The following is a 3,310-nucleotide window of genomic DNA, read 5'->3' as shown; positions in this document are numbered from 1 at the left end:
TTCTTGTGGAGGTTCACCATTGTTATTCATCAAACGGATGCTTTCAGGCTTAATTTGAAGGAATAGATAGTTTGGATCTTCTGGTCCGTCAAACCAATTTTTAAATGACGTATCCCATAATTTTTTCTTTAGATCCTGTGAGTCATTTATTTTCGAGGTCCCTGAGATTTCCACGTAAGAATCGCCGAATCCTTTATCTTCATAGCCGATTAGGATATGGACATTAGGATTCTTTTCTATTTCATCTATTTTTTCTGTGGATGCATTTGTTGGTGTATAAAAAGTTAATTCGTCGTTGAAAAATGTCATATAACGTGAATGTGGTTTGTTATCTTCTACTGATGATAGAACACCTATTTTATGATCGCCGATGATATTCAATACTTGTTCTTTTAATTGGTTTTGGCTCATTTTTACACACTCCTTTTATTATTTTCTCTATTACTTTTCCTCTAATGTCATTAAGTTAAACAAAATTCTACAGTTTGCTAAATTTATGAATGAAGACTATGACAAAAGGCCATACTATTCATTATGTGTTCTGTTTAGAAAAACTTCATGATTTTAATCCATATGTAAAGGTGAGTATGAGCAATGAATTGTGGTGAATTACTTATCATCGGTGGGGCTGAGGATAAGTGCCTTGAAGGTGAAGTATTAAATAAATTTGTTGAACTCGCGATACGCGCTAAAGGTGGAATTGGCATCCTGCCTACAGCGAGTGAAATTCCTGAAGAAGTGAGTAAAGAGTATATCAGGATTTTTAGAGATTTAGGCGTGAGCAAGGTTGAAGTTATCAAGTTGAATTCAAGAAAGGATGCAGAGGAACAGGCCATTTGTGAACAACTGGCCTCTTTTTCAGCTATCTTTATAACCGGAGGAAACCAAAGCCGATTATCCGAGCTTATTGGGCAGTCAAAATTTCACAATACTCTTTCAAAGGCCTGGCATAATGGAATGGTTCTAGCTGGGACAAGTGCGGGTGCTTCAATTATGGGTAAGCAAATGATTGTCGCAGCTGACACGATGCTGAATGATGATAAATTAAAAGTGGAGATTGGAAAAGGGTTCGGCTTTCTAGACGGCCTGCTTATTGATCAACATTTTTCGCAGCGTGGTCGCTTTGATCGACTTTTAAGTGCGATAGCAGAAAATAAAGAAATTATTGGTATAGGTATTGATGAAAATACAGCAATATTAGTGAAAGATGGACAATTTGAAGTATTTGGTCAACATCAGGTTTTAGTGCTTGATGGAAGCAAAAGTGATTATATCAATATCACGTCTTCTGAAAATGGCAGTGAAGAGTTGACCCTCTCAGGGTTTCAGCTTCATACACTTACAAGAGGCTATCGTTTTGACTTGCATACAAGAAAATTGTTGATGAAAAAGGGGATCCAATCATGATAATCAATCGAGTCCGTTTTTTAAAAGGGCCAAATTATTTTTCTTATACACCAACGATCTGTATAGAATTAGATATAGAGGAACTGGAAAAACAGCCATCTGATGCTATTCCTGGTTTTAATGAAAAGTTGTTAAAGACTCTCCCTAACCTTGGCAGCCATACTTGTTCACAAGGATATCAAGGCGGATTCGCTGAGAGGCTGAAACGGGGTACTTGGATGGGCCATATTTTGGAGCATATGACGATTGAACTCCAAAATATGGCTGGAATCAATGCCATTCGTGGAAAAACGATTATGATGAAAAAACAAGGGTTTTATTATGTTACCTATGACTATCAGGAGCCTAAGTCAGGTCTTCAAGCATTTTTAGCTGCAAAAGAAATCGTAGAAGCTATCCTGAATGATGAAAAACATATCAATGTACAATTATATGTGAACCAAATTGAACAGTTATATTATAAAAATAAACTTGGTCCTAGTACCGAAGCCATTTATCAGGCGGCTCACTCAAAAAAAATCCCTGTCGAACGAATAGGCGAAGAGAGTTTATTGCGCTTAGGAACTGGTTCAAGGCAGAAGTATGTCCAGGCGACAATTTCAAGCCAAACTTCAAATATCGCCGTTGAGAATTCCTGTGATAAATCATTGACCAAAGCTATTTTAAAAGGTTGCAGTCTCCCAGTACCAGAAGGAGAAATCGCCTACTCAATTGAAGATATATTTGACTCAGCCGACAGGCTTGGTTTCCCGCTTGTTATAAAACCGTATAACGGCAGACAGGGCCAGGGTGTCATAACCCATATCAAAAATAAGGATGAGTTGTTTAATGTGATCCATTGTTTGGATTCTCATGTGGAAAAATACATTGTGGAACGTCATTTTGAAGGGCATGATTATCGGTTATTGATAGTCAACGGAGAGCTAACAGCTACAAGTTTGCGGCTTCCTCCCTATGTTATTGGGAATGGAAAAGAGACGTTACGCAGATTGATAGAAAAGGAAAACCTCAATTCGTTGCGGGGAGACGGACATGAAAAGCCGATGTCAAAAATTCCACTTACACATACGGTAACGTGTTACTTGGAGAAATCGAACCGGAACCTTGATACTATTCCGAAACAAGGTGAGCTGGTCCAAGTTGTCGGTAATGCGAACCTTTCAACTGGTGGAAAGGCAATTGATGTAACGGACCAGGTTCATCCAACTAAAAGGAATATGGCGATAGCTGCTGCCAAAGCTATCGGATTGGATATTGCGGGAATAGATTTAATCTGTCAGGATATATCAAAACCTTTCAATCATTTAAAAACGGCAATAATTGAAGTGAATGCTGCACCAGGGATTCGAATGCATCATTATCCTAGTGAAGGAAAAAAAAGGGATGTTGGCAAAGCCATCGTAGATTATTTATTCCCAACTCGAGAAGAGGCCGCAATCCCGATTATTGCAGTAACTGGAACAAATGGAAAGACAACAACAACCCGATTGGTTCATTATTTTCTTTCAGATGTGAAAACAAAGGTTGGAATGACGAATTCAGATGGAGTGTATATCGGCGAAGAGGTATTGGTACAAGGTGACTGCAGTGGCCCTATTAGTGCAAGAACGATATTGGCCCATCCTGAAGTCGATGTAGCTGTTTTAGAAACAGCACGAGGAGGAATTCTTCGTGAAGGTCTAGCTTTTCGTCAATGTGATGTTGGTATTATTACAAATGTGAGTGAAGATCACCTTGGCAGTGACGGTATTGAAACACTAGACGATCTCGTTAAATTAAAGAGGCTAGTAGCTGAGGTCGTTCAAAAAACGGGTTATTGTGTTTTGAATGCCGATGATCCGAATGTAGCTGCTATGGCAGAGTATACTGATGGAGAGGTTATATACACCTCTATATATGCCAC

The 3,310-nt window shown here is 38.7% G+C and carries 3 protein-coding genes; 2 read left to right on the top strand and 1 reads right to left on the bottom strand.

Annotated elements, in window-relative coordinates; genetic code table 11:
* Positions 1-411 (bottom strand): pyridoxamine 5'-phosphate oxidase family protein (locus AC1DUW_RS24155; RefSeq protein ID WP_477643660.1); only part of this gene is annotated, 411 nt, incomplete at its 3' end.
* 183 nt (positions 412-594) lie between these two features.
* On the opposite strand from AC1DUW_RS24155, the gene AC1DUW_RS24150 reads away from it, so the two are divergent.
* Together AC1DUW_RS24150 and cphA are read left to right on the top strand one after the other, a co-directional pair.
* Entirely contained in the window at positions 595-1,407 is an 813-nt protein-coding gene (locus AC1DUW_RS24150; protein ID WP_053345089.1) for a cyanophycinase, read from the top strand.
* Positions 1,404-3,310, top strand: a 1,907-nt coding sequence (cphA, locus tag AC1DUW_RS24145; protein ID WP_477643659.1) for a cyanophycin synthetase, incomplete at its 3' end; no start/stop codon positions are given. The genes AC1DUW_RS24150 and cphA, both read left to right, overlap by 4 nt.

This window comes from Peribacillus sp. P4_C12 (assembly GCF_056402095.1).
The sequence above is the reverse complement of the archived record's forward strand: the minus strand, read 5'-3'. Positions and strand labels throughout refer to the sequence as shown.